The 14,245-nt window shown below is 70.3% G+C and carries 16 protein-coding genes; 2 read left to right on the top strand and 14 right to left on the bottom strand.

The window, feature by feature from the left end:
- From VMD50_RS26980 to VMD50_RS26955, 6 genes are all read right to left on the bottom strand, one after another.
- Positions 1 to 1,127: prolipoprotein diacylglyceryl transferase (locus VMD50_RS26980; protein ID WP_325432549.1), on the bottom strand; the 1,127-nt coding region annotated here is incomplete at its 3' end.
- Positions 1,124 to 1,939, bottom strand: coding sequence for a tryptophan synthase subunit alpha (gene trpA / locus VMD50_RS26975; protein ID WP_325432547.1), 816 nt, complete (start codon positions 1,937 to 1,939; stop codon positions 1,124 to 1,126). The genes VMD50_RS26980 and trpA, both read right to left, overlap by 4 nt.
- Positions 1,936 to 3,207 carry a tryptophan synthase subunit beta gene (gene trpB / locus VMD50_RS26970; RefSeq protein WP_325432545.1) on the bottom strand — a complete coding sequence of 424 codons (1,272 nt, stop codon included), beginning with the start codon at positions 3,205 to 3,207 and terminating at the stop codon, positions 1,936 to 1,938. Before trpB ends, trpA begins: the two co-directional genes overlap by 4 nt.
- Before the next feature lie 35 nt (positions 3,208 to 3,242).
- On the bottom strand, positions 3,243 to 4,061 hold the full coding sequence (gene trpC, locus VMD50_RS26965; RefSeq protein ID WP_325432543.1) for an indole-3-glycerol phosphate synthase TrpC: 819 nt from the start codon (positions 4,059 to 4,061) through the stop codon (positions 3,243 to 3,245).
- Between the two features lie 99 nt (positions 4,062 to 4,160).
- A complete protein-coding gene (locus VMD50_RS26960) occupies positions 4,161 to 4,820 on the bottom strand; it encodes a TIGR02234 family membrane protein (RefSeq protein WP_325432541.1) in 660 nt (219 codons plus the stop codon).
- Complete coding sequence (locus VMD50_RS26955) at positions 4,813 to 6,363, bottom strand: anthranilate synthase component I (protein WP_325432539.1); 1,551 nt, start codon at positions 6,361 to 6,363, stop codon at positions 4,813 to 4,815. Before VMD50_RS26955 ends, VMD50_RS26960 begins: the two co-directional genes overlap by 8 nt.
- A gap of 94 nt (positions 6,364 to 6,457) precedes the next feature.
- Here VMD50_RS26955 and VMD50_RS26950 point away from each other — a divergent pair, with 94 nt between their 5' ends.
- Entirely contained in the window at positions 6,458 to 6,922 is a 465-nt protein-coding gene (locus tag VMD50_RS26950; RefSeq protein ID WP_325432537.1) for a peroxiredoxin, read from the top strand.
- 124 nt (positions 6,923 to 7,046) lie between these two features.
- Here the strand turns inward: VMD50_RS26950 and VMD50_RS26945 are convergent, their stop codons facing one another.
- Positions 7,047 to 8,150 (bottom strand): calcium:cation antiporter, encoded by a 1,104-nt coding sequence (locus VMD50_RS26945; RefSeq protein WP_325432535.1) that lies wholly within the window; start codon positions 8,148 to 8,150, stop codon positions 7,047 to 7,049.
- Positions 8,151 to 8,250: 100 nt separating this feature from the next.
- On the opposite strand from VMD50_RS26945, the gene VMD50_RS26940 reads away from it, so the two are divergent.
- On the top strand, positions 8,251 to 9,786 hold the full coding sequence (locus tag VMD50_RS26940) for a serine/threonine-protein kinase (protein WP_325432533.1): 1,536 nt from the start codon (positions 8,251 to 8,253) through the stop codon (positions 9,784 to 9,786).
- On the opposite strand, the gene hisI is transcribed toward VMD50_RS26940, so the two are convergent.
- The 7 genes from hisI to VMD50_RS26905 form a co-directional block, all read right to left on the bottom strand.
- Positions 9,783 to 10,130 carry a phosphoribosyl-AMP cyclohydrolase gene (hisI, locus tag VMD50_RS26935; RefSeq protein ID WP_325432531.1) on the bottom strand — a complete coding sequence of 116 codons (348 nt, stop codon included), beginning with the start codon at positions 10,128 to 10,130 and terminating at the stop codon, positions 9,783 to 9,785. The genes VMD50_RS26940 and hisI overlap by 4 nt on opposite strands.
- Positions 10,127 to 10,912 (bottom strand): imidazole glycerol phosphate synthase subunit HisF, encoded by a 786-nt coding sequence (gene hisF / locus VMD50_RS26930; protein ID WP_325432529.1) that lies wholly within the window; start codon positions 10,910 to 10,912, stop codon positions 10,127 to 10,129. The genes hisI and hisF overlap by 4 nt, the downstream gene beginning before the upstream one ends.
- Position 10,913: 1 nt before the next feature.
- Positions 10,914 to 11,714 (bottom strand): inositol monophosphatase family protein, encoded by an 801-nt coding sequence (locus VMD50_RS26925; RefSeq protein WP_325432527.1) that lies wholly within the window; start codon positions 11,712 to 11,714, stop codon positions 10,914 to 10,916.
- 4 nt (positions 11,715 to 11,718) lie between these two features.
- Positions 11,719 to 12,459 (bottom strand): bifunctional 1-(5-phosphoribosyl)-5-((5-phosphoribosylamino)methylideneamino)imidazole-4-carboxamide isomerase/phosphoribosylanthranilate isomerase PriA, encoded by a 741-nt coding sequence (gene priA, locus VMD50_RS26920; protein ID WP_325432525.1) that lies wholly within the window; start codon positions 12,457 to 12,459, stop codon positions 11,719 to 11,721.
- A 31-nt stretch (positions 12,460 to 12,490) separates the two neighbouring features.
- The gene (gene hisH, locus VMD50_RS26915) at positions 12,491 to 13,111 is read right to left on the bottom strand and encodes an imidazole glycerol phosphate synthase subunit HisH (RefSeq protein WP_325432523.1); all 621 of its coding nucleotides are present in this window, start codon (positions 13,109 to 13,111) and stop codon (positions 12,491 to 12,493) included.
- Positions 13,108 to 13,728, bottom strand: a complete 621-nt coding sequence (gene hisB / locus VMD50_RS26910; protein ID WP_325432521.1) for an imidazoleglycerol-phosphate dehydratase HisB — start codon at positions 13,726 to 13,728, stop codon at positions 13,108 to 13,110. The genes hisH and hisB overlap by 4 nt, the downstream gene beginning before the upstream one ends.
- Positions 13,725 to 14,245 (bottom strand): aminotransferase class I/II-fold pyridoxal phosphate-dependent enzyme (locus VMD50_RS26905; RefSeq protein ID WP_325432519.1); only part of this gene is annotated, 521 nt, incomplete at its 5' end. The genes VMD50_RS26905 and hisB, both read right to left, overlap by 4 nt.

Genomic DNA, 14,245 nt, shown 5'->3' with positions numbered 1-14,245 from the left:
GCGACTTGAGCCTCGGCGGTTTCAGCCTCTTCGGCCTCCACCTTCGGAACTTCGGCGTCGGCTTCTACGGTCTCGGCCTCGGCTTCCGCCCCCGCGGATGTCACCGGTGCCGGCCGCCTCCGCGGAATCAGCCTGCTCGCCGTCCTGCCCGCCGCCACCGCACCAGCCACCGCGGCCGCCGCCGCAACCGAAGCGCCGGTTATCCGCTCGGGTTCTTCTTCAGCTTCCGGCTCGGGTGCCGGCGCTTCCTCGGCCGCGTGGTCGGTGCCACGCAGGGTCGCGGGGTCCTCGCGGCCCTTCGGCGCCAGGATGATGTACACCACGGCACCGATGAACACGAAAGTCGATGTGAAGACGTTGATCCGAATCCCGGCGATGAGCGTGGCGGTGTCGTTGCGCAGCAACTCGACGCCGAAGCGCCCGACGCAGTAGGCCGCGACATACAGCGCGAACAGCCGCCCGTGGCCGAACTTGAACCGCCGGTCGACGTAGATCAGTGCCACGAAAACCAGGACGTTCCAGATCAATTCGTAGAGGAACGTCGGATGCACCACGAACGCGACCTGCCCGGTCGAGACGCCGTCCAGCGAATGCGGGTCGACGTATCCGGACGGGTCGCGCCGGTAGAAGATCTCCAAACCCCACGGCACCGTGGTTTCCCGGCCGTAGAGCTCCTGGTTGAAGTAGTTGCCGAGCCGACCGATTGCCTGCGCCAGGATGATTCCCGGCGCAATGGCGTCGGCGAAGGCCGGCAGCGGAATTCCCCGACGCCGGCAGGCGATCCACGCCCCGACGCCGCCGAGCGCCACCGCGCCCCAGATGCCCAGGCCGCCGTCCCAGATTCGCAGCGCCGCGCCGAATCCGGCGCCGCCCGGGCCCCAATAGGTCCGCCAGTCGGTGGCCAGGTGATACAGCCTGCCGCCCACCAATCCGAACGGCACGGCCCACAGGGCGATGTCGTAGATCACGCCGCGCTGGCCGCCGCGGGCCTCCCAGCGCCGGTCGCCGATCATCAGCGCCACCACGATGCCGGTGATGATGAACAGCGCATAGGCGCGGATCGGCAACGGCCCGAGGTGCCACACACCCCGCGGCGGGCTGGGAAAATAGGCGAGCACGCGGGTCACGAGGCGGCCGCCCGTTGCCGCACACCCGTGGCCAGTTCCTCGGTCAGTGCGCGCAGGGCGGGCAAACCGCCGTCGCCCAGCGCCGACACCAGCGCGGAGCCGACGATGACACCGTCGGCGAAGCTGCCGATCTGCGCGGCCTGTTCCCGCGACCGCACGCCCAGGCCGACGCCGACGGGTATGTCGGACACCGCCCGCACCCGGCGCACCAGTTCGGGTGCGGCCTGCGACACCGCGTCACGCGCCCCGGTCACACCCATCGTCGAGGCCGCGTAGACGAAGCCGCGCGACGCCTCGACCGTGGTCACCAGCCGCTGCGGCGTCGAGGACGGCGCCACCAGGAAGATGCGATCCAGCCGATGCTCCTCGGAGGCCGCCAGCCACTGCCCGGCCTCGTCGGGGATGAGGTCGGGAGTGATCAGGCCGTGGCCGCCGGCCGCGGCCAGGTCGCGGGCGAACGCGTCAACGCCGTAGCGCAGCACCGGGTTCCAGTAGGTCATCACCACCGCGCGGCCGCCGGCCGCACTGATCGCCTCGACCGCGGCCAGCGTGTCCCGGACCCGCACTCCCCCGTGCAGCGCGGCCTCGGTCGCCCTGGCGATCGTCGGGCCGTCCATGCCCGGATCCGAATACGGCACGCCGACTTCGATGATGTCGCAACCAGATTCGACGAGGGTGATCATCGCCTCCACGGAGGTCGGCACGTCGGGGTAGCCCGTGGGCAGGTAACCGATCAGCGCCGCGCGGTCGTCCCGGCGGCAGGAATCGAAAGTCGGCCCCAGCCGGCTCGCCTCGCTCTGCTGCACGGTCATTGCTCGCCGGACCCCATCAGACCGAACCACTTCGCGGCCGTCTCGACGTCCTTGTCGCCACGGCCCGACAGGTTGACCACGATGACCGCGCCCCTGCCCAACTCAGCGCCGAGCTTGAGGGCGCCCGCCACCGCGTGCGCGGATTCGATGGCGGGGATGATGCCTTCGGTACGGCACAGCAGGCGGAAGGCGTCCATCGCCTCGGCGTCGGTGATGGGCCGGTACTCGGCGCGTCCGGTCTCCCTGAGCCAGGCGTGTTCGGGGCCCACGCCCGGATAGTCCAGACCCGCTGAGATCGAATGGGATTCGATGGTCTGGCCGTCCTCGTCCTGCAGCAGGTAGGAGAACGACCCCTGGAACGCCCCGGGCGATCCGCCGCTGAAAGTCGCCGCGTGCCTGCCGGTCTCGACGCCGTCGCCGGCCGCCTCGAACCCGACCAGCCGCACCCCGGGGTCATCGATGAAGGCGTGGAAGATCCCGATGGCGTTGGATCCGCCCCCGACGCAGGCGGTGACGGCGTCGGGCAGCCGGCCCGCCTGCGCCTGGATCTGCACGCGGGTCTCCAGGCCGATGACGCGCTGGAAGTCACGCACCATGGTCGGGAAGGGATGCGGTCCGGCCGCGGTGCCAAAGCAGTAGTACGTATTGTCGGCGTTGGTAACCCAGTCCCGGAACGCCTCGTTGATGGCGTCCTTGAGCGTCTTGGACCCGGTCTCGACCGAGACGACCTCGGCGCCCAGCAGCCGCATCCGGGCCACGTTGAGCGCCTGGCGGGCGGTGTCAACGGCGCCCATGTAGACCACGCAATCCAGCCCGAGCAGCGCGCACGCGGTGGCCGTGGCCACGCCGTGCTGCCCGGCCCCGGTCTCGGCGATCACCCGGGTCTTGCCCATTCGCTTGGCCAGCAGCGCCTGGCCGAGCACGTTGTTGATCTTGTGAGAACCGGTGTGGTTCAGGTCTTCTCGCTTGAGAAAGATCCGCGCCGAGCCGGCGTGCTCGGACAGCCGGGCCGCCTCATACAGCGGTGACGGGCGGCCCGTGTAGTTGGCCTGTAACTCGTCGAGGGTGTCCAGGAAGTCGGGGTTGACGCGTTCCTTCTCGTAGGCGGCGGTGACCTCTTCGATCACCGCCATCAGCGCCTCGGCGACGTAGCGCCCGCCATAGCCACCGGGGCCGCCGAAATGACCACCCGGATCGGGGTCGTGACGGGTGGGTTCGGCGATGGCCGCACTCGAAAGCGGAAGCTCCGGGCGGGACAGGTCTACCATCACCAATGCTCGACGCGGGGACAACTCATCGGCGGCTAGCGAGACGGTTTCGGGCAGGACGGATGGGTGCCCGCGGTGACCAGATCGGCAACCGCCGCCCGGGGGTCACCGCTTTTGACCAGACCCTCGCCGACCAGTACCGCGTCGGCGCCCGCGCCGGCGTAGGCCAGTAGGTCTCCGGTGCCGCGCACACCGGATTCGGCGATCCGGATCACCTTGCTGGGCAGCCCGGGCGCGATGCGGGCGAAGCAATCCCGGTCCACTTCCAGCGTCGCGAGGTCGCGCGCGTTCACGCCGATCACGTTCGCCCCCGCCTTCAGCGCCCGGTCGGCTTCTTCCTCGGTGTGCACTTCGACCAAGGCCGTCATGCCGAGCGATTCGGTGCGGTCCAGCATCGACACCAGCGCCGACTGTTCCAGCGCGGCGACGATGAGCAACAGCATGTCGGCGCCGTGCGCGCGCGCCTCGTGGATCTGATATGGCTGCACCACAAAGTCTTTGCGCAACACCGGGATTGAGACCGCGGCCCGCACCACGTCGAGGTCGTCGAGCGAGCCGCAGAAGCGGCGCTCCTCGGTCAGGACGCTGATGATCCGGGCGCCGCCGTCTTCGTACGCCCGGGCCAGCTTCGCCGGATCGGCAATGGGCGCTAGTGAACCCGCCGACGGGCTGGCGCGCTTGACTTCGGCGATGACGCCGATACCGGGCTCGCGCAAGGCGGCCATCACGTCCAGCGGTGGCGGCGCGGCGGCGGCGGCCGCCTTGATTTCGGTCAGGCTGACAACGGCTTCGCGCGCGGCAACGTCGGCCCGGACTCCCTCGAGGATGGAGTCAAGCACGGATGCCGGACTCATGCCTGTCGTTCCTTCCCACTGCCATCAGACTGCCGCCACGATTACTTAGCCGATTTCGATGACGTGAATGAAGGGTAGCGACCGCCGCCTCGCGGCCCGTCACCGACCCTCGGTGTCGGAGTCGCGGGCCCGCTCGGTCGGGTCACGTCCCTCGTCAAGGGCATCCCAGATCATCCGCTCCGACATCTCCGGCTTGTCCCGCCCCTCCGGCATCGCCCCGGCGGCATCCTCGCGTCGCGTATTCGATCGGCGGGTCGCGGGCGCGGCGTATTTCGTTGCGCTTTCGCGGGCCGACCGCGTCAGCAGAACGGCCGCGGCCAGGGTGCACACCGCCGCGGCCACCGCGATCGCGGCCCCCCAGTAGCGCCGCTCGCTGCCCACCAGGAACATCACCGGGGCGTGCGCCAGCTCGGCGCCGCGCACCCCCACGTCCGGAAGCACCCACGGGCTGATGCCGAGATAACCGACCGCGAGGCTGGCCGCCGCCAGCAGCCCCGCCAGCACCCGCAACGGCCAGCCGCGCACGGCGAGCGCCGCCACGGCGGTGGCCAGCAGGAGCAGCGCCAACGGCAGCAGCGCCGTCGACCACGTGGCGCCGGACAGCGCCACCTGCTTCGGCTGGCCCAGCCCGTCGAACGAGCGGACCACCACCCACGGCAATCGCGAGGCCACCCACAGCGCCCCCGCGCCCACCAGCAGCAGCAGTTGGGCGATGACGATCGTGACCCGCCCCGCGCGAGCCGGGCGGGAATCAGTCATTGCGGCCCGGCGGTGGCGCCGTCAGCGTCTCGGCGGCCGCCACCGCGTTGAGCACCGCCCGCGCCTTGTTGGAGGCCTCGGTGTATTCGTAGGGGCCGTTGGAGTCGGCCACCACCCCGCCGCCGGCCTGAACGTAGGCGGTGCCGTCGCGCATCAGCGCGGTGCGGATGGCGATCGCGAAGTCGGCGTTGCCGGCGAAGTCGAGGTAACCGACCACCCCGCCGTAGAGGCCGCGGCGCGTCTTCTCCACCTCTTCGATCAGCTCCATGGCCCGCACCTTGGGCGCGCCCGAGAGCGTGCCCGCCGGGAAGCATGCCGTCACCGCGTCCAACGCGGTCCGGCCCTTCCCGAGCATCCCGGTCACCGTCGACACCAGGTGCATGACGTGGCTGTAGCGTTCGATGTGGCTGTAGTCGTCGACGCGCACGGTGCCGGGCGTGCAGACGCGGCCGAGGTCGTTGCGGCCCAGGTCGACCAGCATCAGGTGCTCGGCCCGTTCCTTTTCGTCGGCCAGCAATTCCTTTTCCAGCAGCTGATCCTCCTCGTCGGTGTGCCCGCGCCAGCGGGTTCCCGCGATCGGGTGCGTCGTCGCCCAGCCGTCGGCGACGGTGACCAGCGCCTCGGGGCTGGATCCGACGATCGAAAAGTCCGTTGCCCCAGCGCTGTTCGGCACGTGCAACAGGTACATGTACGGGCTGGGGTTGGTTGCCCGCAGCATCCGGTACACGTCGATGGGATCGACGTGGGTGTCCATCTCGAAGCGCTGCGAGGGCACCACCTGAAAGGCCTCGCCGGCGGCGATCTGCTCGACGAGGTAGTCGACGATCTTGCCGTATTCCTCGACGCTGCGCTGCGCCCGATACCGCGGCTCGGGCCTGCCGAACGTGGCCACCGTCGAGGGCAGCGGCTGGCCCAGCGCCGCGGTCATCACATCCAGCCGGGCGGTCGCGTCGTCGTAGGCCTCGTCGACGCGCTCGTCGGTGCCGTTCCAGTTCACCGCGTTGGCGATCAGCGTGATGGTGCCCTCGTGGTGGTCGACGGCGGCCAGGTCGGTGGCCAGCAGCAGCAGCATGTCGGGTAGCCGCAGGTCGTCGACGGCCAGCTCGGGCAGCCGTTCCAGGCGCCGCACCAGGTCGTAGGCGAAGAACCCGACCATGCCGCCCGACAGCGGCGGCAGCCCCGGCATGGCCTCGTTTGTGGACCGGGTGGCCAGCAGCTCGAGGGTGTCCCGCAGCGCCCGCAGCGGGTCGCCTCCCGTCGGCGCGTCCTGCGGCACTGCGCCCAGCCACACGGCCTCGCCGTCGCGCACGGTCAGCGCCGACGGCGCCCCCGCGCCGACGAACGACCAGCGCGACCACGACCGGCCGTTCTCGGCGGACTCGAGCAGAAACGTGCCCGGCCGGTTGGCGGCGAGTTTGCGGTAGGCCGACAGCGGAGTCTCGCTGTCGGCCAAGACCTTGCGGGTCACCGGGACCACACGGTGCTCCGCGGCGAGGTGGCGGAACTCCTCCCGTGAGGTGGTGGCGGCGAGGTGGGCGTGCACCGAACCATCCTCCCAGATGGGGCCGGGCAGCCCGCGAGCATAACCTGGCTGCGCTTTTCTGCGCCGAAATTCGCAGTGGGGTTACGCTCGCGGCATGAAACCTGGTGACACCGTGGCCGACTTCGAGCTCCCCGACCAGACGGGCACGCCCCGCAAGCTCAGCGCCCTGCTCGCCGACGGGCCCGTGGTGTTGTTCTTCTACCCCGCGGCGATGACGCCCGGCTGCACCAAGGAGGCCTGCCACTTCCGCGACCTGGCCTCGGAATTCGCCGCCGTCGGGGCCAACCGGGTCGGCATCAGCGCCGATCCCGTGGAGAAGCAGGCCAAGTTCGCCGAACTGCGAAAGTTCGACTACCCGCTGCTGTCGGACACCGAGGGCACCGTCGCCGCCCAGTTCGGCGTCAAGCGCGGCCTGCTGGGCAAGCTGATGCCGGTCAAGCGCACCACCTTCGTCATCGACACCGATCGCAGGGTGCTCGACGTCATCTCGAGCGAATTCAACATGGACACCCACGCCGACAAGGCGCTTCAGACGCTGCGGGCCCGGTCTTCGGCGTAGGTACCCACCAGCCGCATCCGTCACATGAGCACCGTGGCAACACCACCACACGGTCTAAGAATCCGGTAGCGCAGGTGATACCGCTTTCCAAAGTTGCCTGCTGGCGCCGGCGGGACGCCACCTCTCAGGGGATGACCGCCAGGAACAGGTAGGCGGCGAGCAACACCAGGTGCACCTCGCCCTGCAGCCTGGTGGCCCGGCCGGGCACGACGGTCAGCATGCTGATCACCACCGTCAGCGCGAGCAGCACCAGCTGGGTGGGCGCCAGGCCGAGCACCAGCGGTCCCTTCAGCCACACGCTCGCCAGCGCGATGGCCGGGATGGTCAGCCCGATGCTTGCCATCGCCGAGCCGTAGGCCAGGTTCAGGCTGGTCTGGATGCGGCCGCGCCGGGCCGCGCGCACGGCCGCCAGCGTCTCGGGGAGCAGCACGAGCATCGCGATCACCACCCCGACGAACGTCTGGGGAAATCCGGCGGCGGTCACCAGGCGCTCGACGGCCGGCGATTCCTGTTCGGCCAGGCCGACGACCGCAACCAGGGCGACCAGCAGCAACAGCAGGCTGACCAGCGCCGACCGGGCGCTCGGCGGGTCGGCGTGGTTTTCATCCTCCTCGAAGATCCTTTTCTGGCCCCGCTGCGCGACGGGCAGGAAAAAGTCGCGATGCCGGACCGTCTGGGTGAAGACGAACAGCAGGTACAGCAGCAGCGAGGCGACCGCGGCGAAGGTCAGCTGGCCGGGCGAGAACTCCTTGCCCGGGTGGCTGGTGGTGAACGCGGGCAGCGCGAGGCTCAGCGTCGCCAGCGTGGTGAGCGTGGCCAGCGCGGCCCCGCTGCCCTCGGCGTTGAACAGCGTCACGCCGTACCGCCGGGAGCCCCACGACAGTGACAAACCCGCGATCCCATTGGTGGTGATCATGAACGCGGCAAACGCGGTGTCCCGAGCTAGCGTGGCCGTCTCGTTGCCGCCGGACGCCATCAGCTCGACGATGAGGGCCACCTCGATGATGGTCACCGCGCCCGCGAGCACCAGGGACCCGAACGGCTCCCCGACGCGGGCCGCGACCACTTCCGCGTGCTGGACGGCGGCCAGCACGGCCCCGATCAACAGCACGGCCTGCAGCGTGACCAGTATCGGCCCCAGGTGCTCGTCCCAGGTGGCCGTCAGCACGACGACGGCAATCAGCGGCACCACCGTGCTCCACGAGGCCCAGGACAGCCGTTTCAGCATCGCCCGCCATTCTCACCGAAGGCGCCGGCCAGCGCCCGCCGTGCGGGCGCGCATCACAATTCGGCGTTTGCCGCGGCCCCGGCCTCAGTAGCATGCTCACATGCCAGAAAGCGGAGGCCGCGGCGAAGGCCTGGCCGAGGGACAGGTGTTCGCCGGATACACGATCATTCGGCGTCTCGGGTCCGGCGGCATGGGTCACGTGTATCTGGCGCAGCACCCGCGGCTGCCCCGCCGCGACGCCCTGAAGATCTTGCCGCGTGAGCTGACCGGCAACGACGAATTTCGCCAACGCTTCAACCGCGAGGCCGATCTGGCCGCGAGCCTGTACAACGAGCACATCGTCGGCATCCACGACCGCGGCGAATATGACGGGCAATTATGGATCTCGATGGACTACGTGGAGGGAACCGACGCCGCGAAATTGCTGCGCACGAAGTATCCCTCCGGGATGCCGAAACCCGATGTGGTCGAGATCATTTCGGCCGTCGCCGACGCTCTCGACTACGCCCACGAGCGCGGCCTGCTGCATCGTGACGTCAAACCGGCCAACATCCTGCTCACCGACGCGAGCCCCCGGCGACGGATCCTGCTCGCCGACTTCGGCATCGCCCGCGAGCTGGGCGACATCAGCGGGCTGACCGCGACCAACATGCTGGTGGGCACCACCGCGTACTGCGCCCCCGAACAATTGCAGGGTGCGGACCTGGACGGGCGGGCCGACCAGTACGCACTCGGCTGCACCGCCTTTGACCTGCTGGCCGGGTCAGCCCCGTTCCGTCACTCCAACCCCGCGGTTGTCATCACCCAGCACCTGTCCGCGCCGCCGCCGCACATCAGCGAGCGCCGGCCCGAACTGGCCGACCTCGACGGCCCCATCGCCAAGGCCCTGGCCAAGAGACCCGAAGACCGCTACCCGACGTGCGCCGAGTTCGCGGCGGCGCTCGGCAGCCAGCTCGACACGTCCGCATCCAAGGTGGCAGCCAGTGCCACCCAGGTCATCCCGGCACCGACCGAGGTCATCGCCAAGCCCCAAAGCCCGTCCCCGGCCCCGCCCAAGGCGCGCGGCGGCTCCCGGGGACCGGCGGTGGTGATCGGGGCGCTCGTCGCCGTCGTCGTGGTCGCCGTTGGCGCGTACTTCGGGGTCCGCGCGCTCGGCGCCCGAAACCACCAGCACAACACCAGCGCCCCCGCGCGGTCGGCCGCTCCGCCGTCGCCCGGCAACGCCGTTGCACCCCCGCCGGCGCCGGGCATCACGCTGTCGGGCCAGATCAACGACCAGGCCGGCGTGCTCGGCCCCCTCGAGTACGACGCGGTGAACCGGGCCCTCACCAATCTCCGCAACGGACGCGGCACCCGGCTCTGGGTGGTGTACGTCCACAACTTCGGTGGTCTCAAGCCGTTCAAGTGGGCCGAGGACACCATGGTGGCCAACAGTTTCACCGACAGCGACGCCATCCTGGCCGTGGCCACCGACGAGCCGGCCTACTCCTTCCGGGTGCCCAACGCCGTGATCACGGGGAAGGCCATCGATCTCGAGATGATTCGCCGTGACCGCATCTCGCCGGCGGTGTTCCGCCACGAATGGGCCCGCGCGGCCATAGCCGCGGCCCAGGGATTGAACGTCGCGCCGGGCTAATCCAATGGATCCAGCAGCACGTCGGCGTCGAAGCAGCTGTGGTCGCCGGTGTGGCAGGCGCCGCCAACCTGGTCGACCGTCAGCAGCACGGTGTCGCCGTCGCAGTCCAGTCGCACCGAGTGGACGCGCTGCGTGTGGCCCGACGTCTGGCCCTTGATCCACTGTTGGGCGCGGGATCGCGAATAGTAGGTCGCCTCACGGGTTTCCAGGGTGCGGGCCAGCGCGGCGTCATCCATCCATGCGACCATCAGCACGTCGCCGGTGCCGCGCTCCTGCACGACGGCGGCGATGAGCCCGTCGGCGTTGCGCTTCAGGCGCGCTGCGATCGTCGGGTCGAGCGTCATCGGACCGTGATCTTTTCCGCGGCCATGGCGGCCTTGACCTGCGCGATTGTCAGCTCGCGGAAGTGAAAGACGCTGGCCGCCAACACCGCATCCGCGCCGGCGGCGACTGCGGGGGCGAAGTGTTCGACCGCCCCGGCGCCGCCGCTGGCGATCACCGGCACCGTGACCGCCGCGCGGACCGCGCGCAGCATCGGCAGGTCGAACCCCGCCTTGGTGCCGTCGGCGTCCATCGAGTTGAGCAGGATCTCGCCGACCCCCAGATCGGCGCCGCGGGCAGCCCACTCCACGGCGTCGATGCCGGTGCCGCGGCGGCCGCCGTGGGTGGTGACCTCCCAGCCCGACGGTGTCGGCGCCGATCCGGCGGGAACCGTGCGGGCGTCGACGGACAGCACGATGCACTGCGAGCCGAACTGCGTTGCCATTTCCGCCAGCAGCTCGGGGCGGGCGATCGCGGCGGTGTTGACCGAAACCTTGTCGGCCCCGGCGCGCAGCAGCGTGTCGACGTCGGCGACCGTGCGCACCCCGCCGCCGACCGTGAGCGGGATGAACACCTGCTCGGCGGTGCGGCGCACCACCTCCAGCATCGTCGCCCTGCCCGACGAGGACGCGGTCACGTCCAGGAAGGTGAGCTCGTCGGCGCCCTCGGCGTCGTAGGCCGCGGCCAGTTCCACGGGATCGCCGGCGTCGCGCAGGTTTTCGAAATTGACCCCCTTGACCACCCGCCCGGCGTCGACGTCCAGGCACGGGATCACGCGCACGGCAAGGCCGGTACCCGAGTACATCTCAGTAGTCCTCCGGATCGCCGACGGCGCGCAGGATCTCGAGGACCTCGCCGTGCGCGCCGGGCGCCGCCGCCAGCACCGAGTCCGACGCGGGGGTCCACGGTTTACCGGCCAGATCGGTGACGATGCCCCCCGCGGACCGCACCTGCGCCACCCCGGCGGCGTGGTCCCACACGTGGCCGCCGAAACTTATTGCTGCACTGAGTATTCCGTCGGCGACGTAGACCAGGTCGATCCCGGTCGACCCGTGCATGCGCAATCGGGAGGACACCCGGCTCAGGTTCTCCACCACCGCGAGCCGGTAGCGTCCCGGGAACCGGCCCCGCGAGTCGGCGCTGAACGTTCCGACCGCGACGAGGCTGTCACCCAACTCCGTGGTGTCCAGCGACGGCTGCGGCTGGCCGTTTTTGACCAGCGGGCCACCCGCGACGGCGGTGTAGCGCTCGTCGATGAAGGGCAACCAGGTCAGGCCGGCCACCGGATCGCCGTCGTGCAGCAGGGCCAGCAGGATCGCGGCCATCGGCGATCCGGCGGCGTAGTTGAACGTGCCGTCCACGGGGTCCAGCACCCACACCCACGGCGAGTCCACGTCGGTGCCGCCGAACTCCTCGCCGTGCACGCCGATGCCGGTGGTTGCTTGCAGCGCGGTGACGACCTGTCGCTCGATCGCGAGGTCGACCTCGGTGGCAAAGTCGTTGCCCTTCTTGGAAACCGCGGAATCGGCGCGGTGGCCGTCCAGGAAGCGCGGCACGGCGGCGTCGAGGATGGTGGCTGCCACGGACACCAGCGCGTTCAGGTCCATGTGGCTACGCCCTCACCGCGGCCAGGGCCTGCGGCAGGGTGAACCGCCCGGCGTAGAGCGCCTTGCCCACGATGGCGCCCTCGACCCCGCGGTCGGTGCGGGTGGCTAGGTTTGCCAAGGCGCGTAGGTCGTCCAGGCTGGAAACGCCGCCCGACGCGATCACCGGCGCCTCGGTGCGGCCGGCCACCGCGGCCAGCAGGTCGAGATTGGGGCCGCCGAGCGTGCCGTCCTTGGTGACATCGGTGACCACGAACCGCGAACAGCCCTGCCCGTCAAGCCGTTCCAGCACCTCCCACAGATCGCCGCCGTCGGTCTCCCAGCCGCGGCCGCGCAGCCGGTGCTCGCCGTCGATGATTTGGACGTCCAACCCCACGGCGACCCTGTCGCCGTGCTCGCCGATCGCCCGCGCGCACCAGTGCGGGTTCTCCAGCGCCGCGGTGCCCAGGTTGACCCGTGCGCAGCCGGTGGCCAGCGCCGCGGCCAGGGAGTCGTCGTCGCGGATCCCGCCGGAGAGCTCCACCTGCACGTCGAGCTTGCCCACCACCTCGGCGAGCAGCGCGCGATTGGAGCCGCGCCCGAACGCGGCGTCCAGGTCGACCAGGTGGATCCACTCGGCCCCGTCGCGCTGCCAGCCCAGCGCGGCGTCCAGCGCCGAGCCATACTCGGTTTCGCTGCCGGCCTTGCCCTGCACCAGGCGCACCGCGCGGCCGCCGACCACGTCGACGGCCGGTAAGAGAATCAACACAGCGCCTCCCGCGCACAGAAAGTGCAAGTGTTCACAGTGCCTCAACCCAATTGCTCAACACGGCCGCGCCGGCGTCGCCGCTCTTTTCCGGGTGGAATTGGGTGGCCGAAAGCGCCCCGTCCTCGACCGCTGCCAGGAACGGCACCTGATGTTTCGCCCAGGTGAGCACCGCGTCGGCCGAACCCTCCCAGCGCTGGGCGGCGTAGGAATGCACGAAGTAGAACCGGGCGCCGGCGTCCAGCCCTTTGAACAGCACGGTGCCCGGCCCGGAATTCACGACGTTCCAGCCCATGTGCGGGATCACCGGGGCGTCCAGGCGGGTGACGGCCCCCGGCCACTGCCCGCACCCCTTCGTCTCCACCCCGAATTCGACCCCCCGGGCGAACAGGATCTGCATGCCGACGCACACGCCCAGCACCGGGCGCCCGGCGGCCACCCGCTCGGCGATGATCCGCTCGCCCGCGATCTTGCGCAGGCCCGTCATGCACGCCTCGAAGGCGCCGACCCCCGGCACCACCAGCCCGTCTGCGGCCGCGGCGGCGCCCGCGTCGGCGGTCACCTCGACCGACGCGCCGACCCGCTGCAGCGCGCGCTGGGCCGACCGCAGGTTGCCCGAGCCGTAGTCCAGGACCACGACCGATTTGCTTGTCACAGAACACCTTTGGTGGAGGGCACGCCCGACACCCGGGGGTCGGGCTCGACGGCCCGGCGCAGCGCGCGGGCCACCGCCTTGTACTGGGCCTCGGTGATGTGGTGCGGGTCGCGGCCGTACAGGACGCGCACGTGCAGCGCAATCCGGGCGTTGGAGGCCAGCGTTTCGAACACGTGCCGGTTGACGACGGTGTGGTAGGGCACCGAACCGCCGGCAATCGTGGTGTGCTGCAGGTGATCCGGCTCCCCCGTGTGCACGCAGTAGGGCCGGCCGGACACGTCGACCGCGGCGTGGGCCAGCGTCTCGTCCATCGGGATGAAGGCGTCCCCGAACCGGCGGATCCCCTTCTTATCGCCCAGCGCCTCCCCCAGCGCCTGACCCAGCGCGATCGCGGTGTCCTCGATGGTGTGGTGCCCCTCGATCTCGACGTCGCCCTTGGTGCGCACCGTCAGGTCGAAGCTGGCGTGGCTGCCCAGCGCCGTCAGCATGTGGTCGTAGAACGGCACGCCGGTGTCGACGTGCACCTGACCGGTGCCGTCGAGGTCGAGCTCGACGACGATGTCGGATTCCTTGGTGCGGCGTTCGATACGCGCGCGCCGCGTCGCTTTGCCTGTCACTGGGCTCCTACAGAGGTGGCGGGGGCCAATTCGGTGGCCGCGATCTGGGCGCTGGCGCGCAGGAAGGCGTCGTTCTCCTCGGCCAGCCCCGTGGTGGCGCGCAGGTAGCCGGGAATCCCGACGTCACGGATCAGGATGCCGACCTCCAGGTAGCGCTGCCAGGTGGCCGGCGCGTCGGCGAACTCGCCGAACAGCACAAAGTTGGCGTCGCTCGGAATCACCCGAAAACCCATGCCGCTCAGAGCCCCCGTGACGCGTTCCCGTTCGGCGATCAGGGTGGCGACGCTGCCCAGGGTGTCGTCGGCATGCCGCAGCGCGGCCCGGGCCGCGGCCTGGGTGACCGACGACAGGTGATAGGGCAGCCGCACCAGCAGCATCGCGTCGATCATCGCCGGCGTGGCGATCAGGTAGCCGAGCCGCCCGCCGGCGAACGCGAATGCCTTGCTCATGGTGCGGGTGACGACGAGCTTGGTGGGATACTCCTCGACCAGCGCCACCGCGCTGGGCTGCGAGGAGA

Source organism: Mycobacterium sp. (assembly GCF_035506235.1).
In the GTDB taxonomy this organism is placed as follows: Bacteria; Actinomycetota; Actinomycetes; order Mycobacteriales; family Mycobacteriaceae; genus Mycobacterium.
This window is presented reverse-complemented; position numbering and strand designations above follow the sequence as displayed.